This is a genomic window from Streptomyces triticagri (genome assembly GCF_003429565.1).
GTDB lineage: Bacteria > Actinomycetota > Actinomycetes > Streptomycetales > Streptomycetaceae > Streptomyces > Streptomyces triticagri.
The window spans coordinates 1-3,204 of sequence record NZ_QUAK01000061.1; the positions used below are offsets into that span (position 1 = coordinate 1).

Sequence of the window (3,204 nt, forward strand, 5' to 3'; positions counted from 1 at the left end):
GCCCGGCGGGCCCGGCGGCGCTCCCTGCGCAGCCGCCGCGCGGTGCTGCCCGGCGAGGAGACGACGCCGTGCCGCTGATTCCACACCTGGCGGGTGACCCAGACGTCCAGGACGCCCCAGGTGGCGACGACCGTGCTGGCGACGCTGCTGAGCACCATGGGGAAGGCCAGCCAGGAGCCGGCGAGGGTGCAGAGGAAGGCGACCATCGCCTGAATGAGGGTCAACGACACTATGAGCACCGCCCGCACCGCGGCGGTCCGTACCGGATCGGGCATCCGGGGCTGTGCCACCGGCTCGTCGATCCACAATTCGCTCTCCGGCATGTGCTGTTCTGCCGTCCCCATTCGACCGTCTCTCTCCGTCACTTCGCAGCCGCTCGTCCCGTATTCCCGAGGGCGATGTCTCCTTGGCTGCCCGGCTTGCACCGGTTCACGCCGCCTTCATGGGTGGTTTCGGCGCCTCATGCGGAACATGGGCGGGATTCGCCGACTCCCCACTGGAACAGACGATTGAACCCCTTCAAGAATTCCCGCCCTTGGCGGACCCGACGAAAAGATCCGGCCAACTGGCCATCGGTTCACGGGTAGTGGCCCCGAGATCGCTTCGGGCCCGATGGGTGAGCATCTCCGGGTAAGAACGGACAACTCGTGACGGAAGTCTTCCGGTACGGCCGGAAAGTGCCCGGACAGGCCTTCGAGTTGCTCCCACGGCAGTAGTAGGCTCGCGCAGATTATTGACGCACGCACCCCCGTCGAGGGGCCGAGCTGGGGGAGGCCATGCGCTTTCGCGGGAAATCCATCCGCCGGAAGATCGTGGCGTTGCTCCTGGTGCCGCTGGTGTCCCTCACCGCCATCTGGGGCTTCGCGACGGTCATCACCGGCCGGCAGGCCGCGCAGCTGCTCGATGTCTCGTTCATCGCGGACAAGGTCGGCGACCCGATCGAGGACACCGTCCGCGTCCTGCAGGACGAACGCCGGCAGACCCTCGTGTACCTGGCCGATCCGCGCGCATCCGATGCCCTCACCGACCTGCGCAGGAAGCGCGCCGCCACCGACGAGACCGTCGCCCTGGCCCGGGCGAGCGCCGAGGACCCGGACGTGCGCGAGGAGTTGGACGGCGAATCCGGGGAGCGCCTCGCCTCCATCGTGGAGGCCTTCGACGGCATCGCCAGCCTGCGCCGTTCCGTGGAGGACGGCCCGCTCACGGCCGGCCAGGCGCTCGACCTCTACAACCGCCTGATCGACCCCTGCTACACCTTCCTCACCGACGTCGGCGCCATCGACGACTCCGAGATGGACGGGCAGGGCCGCGCCCTGGTCGGCCTGGCGTACGCGCGTGAACTGCTCGCCCGCGAGGACGCCCTGGTGAGTGCGGCCCTCGCCACCGGCACGATCAACGGCAAGGAACTGCGCCAGGTCTCCGAACTCGTCGTCCGCCGCACCGAGCGCAACGACATCAGCCTCGAGGCCCTGCCCCAGGACGAACGCCGGCGCTACGAACGCTTCTGGAAGAGCCCCGCCACCGCCCAGCTGCGCGCCGCCGAGAAGACCCTCCTGGCCGCGGACCCCGGCAGGCCACGCGGCCTGAGCGCNGAGAAGACCCTCCTGGCCGCGGACCCCGGCAGGCCACGCGGCCTGAGCGCCGACTCCTGGTCCACCGCCGCGACCGGCGCACTCGACCAGCTGGGCGAGCTCAACTCCGAGGCGGGGGACCGGCTGCAGGACCGGGTCCAGCCGGTGGCGATGCGCGTGCTCGTACAGGCGGCGGTCGCCGGTGTGCTCGGCCTGGTCGCCCTGCTGTTCTCGCTGTTCCTCTCCGTACGCATCGGACGTTCCCTCGTCCGCGACCTCAACCGGCTCCGCAAGGAGGCCCACGAGGCCTCCGGCGTACGACTGCCGAGCGTGATGCGCCGGCTCGCGGCCGGCGAACAGGTCGACGTCGAGACGGAGGCCCCCCGGCTCGAGTACGACCGCGACGAGATGGGCCAGGTCGGACAGGCCCTCAACACCCTGCAGCGCGCCGCGGTGGAGGCGGCGGTCAAGCAGGCCGACGTGCGCCGCGGAGTGTCCGAGGTCTTCGTCAACCTCGCCCGCCGCAGCCAGGTGCTGCTGCACAAGCAGCTCACACTCCTGGACTCCATGGAGCGCCGGACCGAGGACACCGAGGAACTGGCCGACCTGTTCCGCCTCGACCACCTCACCACGCGGATGCGCCGGCACGCCGAGGGCCTGGTCATCCTCTCCGGCGCGGCCCCGTCCCGGCAGTGGCGCAGACCCGTCCAGCTCATGGACGTCGTACGGGCGTCGGTCGCCGAGGTCGAGGACTACGAGCGGATCGAGGTGCGCCGGCTGCCCCGGGTGGCCGTGACCGGCCCGGCCGTCTCGGACGTCACGCACCTGGTGGCAGAACTCCTGGAGAACGCCACGGTGTTCTCGCCCCCGCACACCGCGGTGCAGGTGCACGGCGAGCGCGTCGCGAACGGCTTCACGCTGGAGATCCACGACCGCGGACTCGGCATGACCGCCGAGGCGCTCCTGGACGCGAACCTGCGGCTCGCCGAGACCCCGGACTTCGAGCTGTCCGACACCGACCGGCTCGGCCTGTTCGTCGTCAGCCGCCTCGCCCAGCGGCAGAACGTCCGGGTCTCCCTGCAGAAGTCCCCGTACGGCGGCACCACCGCGATCGTCTTCATCCCCGAGGCGCTGCTGACCGAGGCGGTCGACACCGACGGAGCGGGCTTCCGGCTCGACCGGGGCCCGGACGCCCCGGCGCGCCGGCCGGCCGACGACCGGACCGGCCGGCCGACCGAGGTGCCGTCCCGGCTGCCCGTCCTCCCGCCGTCGATCCTGGACGGACCCGTCGAGATCGAGCCCCCGGTGCGCGCCGTCGACCGGCCGGACGAACCCGCCACCGCGGCCGGCGATCTGACCGACGAGGACAGCGAGCGGGGAGGCCTGTTCCGGCCGCGCAAGCCGCTCGTCGCCGGCCGCCGGGAGCACCAGCAGGCGGACGACCCGGCCGCGGCACGGCGCGAGCCGACCCGGTCCACGGCACCCGCCGACGACTCCCCGGTTCCGCTCCCGCGCCGCCGGGCGCCGAAGCTGGTCAGCTCGCACGGCCGGACCGTGCCGCATGCCCGTACGCCCGCGGACGACCCGGACGACGCGACGCCCACCGGGCGGCCGGGGCCCGCCGCCGACCGCG

Annotated in this window: 1 protein-coding gene and 2 pseudogenes; 2 read left to right on the forward strand and 1 reads right to left on the reverse strand. The window is 72.2% G+C overall.

Annotated features, from left to right (window positions below; translation table 11 throughout):
• Window positions 1-323, reverse strand: a pseudogene (locus DY218_RS10840) (hypothetical protein); the annotation flags it as partial.
• Between the two features lie 453 nt (window positions 324-776).
• On the opposite strand from DY218_RS10840, the gene DY218_RS35015 reads away from it, so the two are divergent.
• Together DY218_RS35015 and DY218_RS10845 are read left to right on the forward strand one after the other, a co-directional pair.
• The coding region (locus tag DY218_RS35015; RefSeq protein WP_233521491.1) for a nitrate- and nitrite sensing domain-containing protein at window positions 777-1,591 on the forward strand (815 nt) is incomplete at its 3' end.
• Between the two features lies 1 nt (window position 1,592).
• Window positions 1,593-3,204: pseudogene (locus tag DY218_RS10845) on the forward strand (ATP-binding protein); the annotation flags it as partial.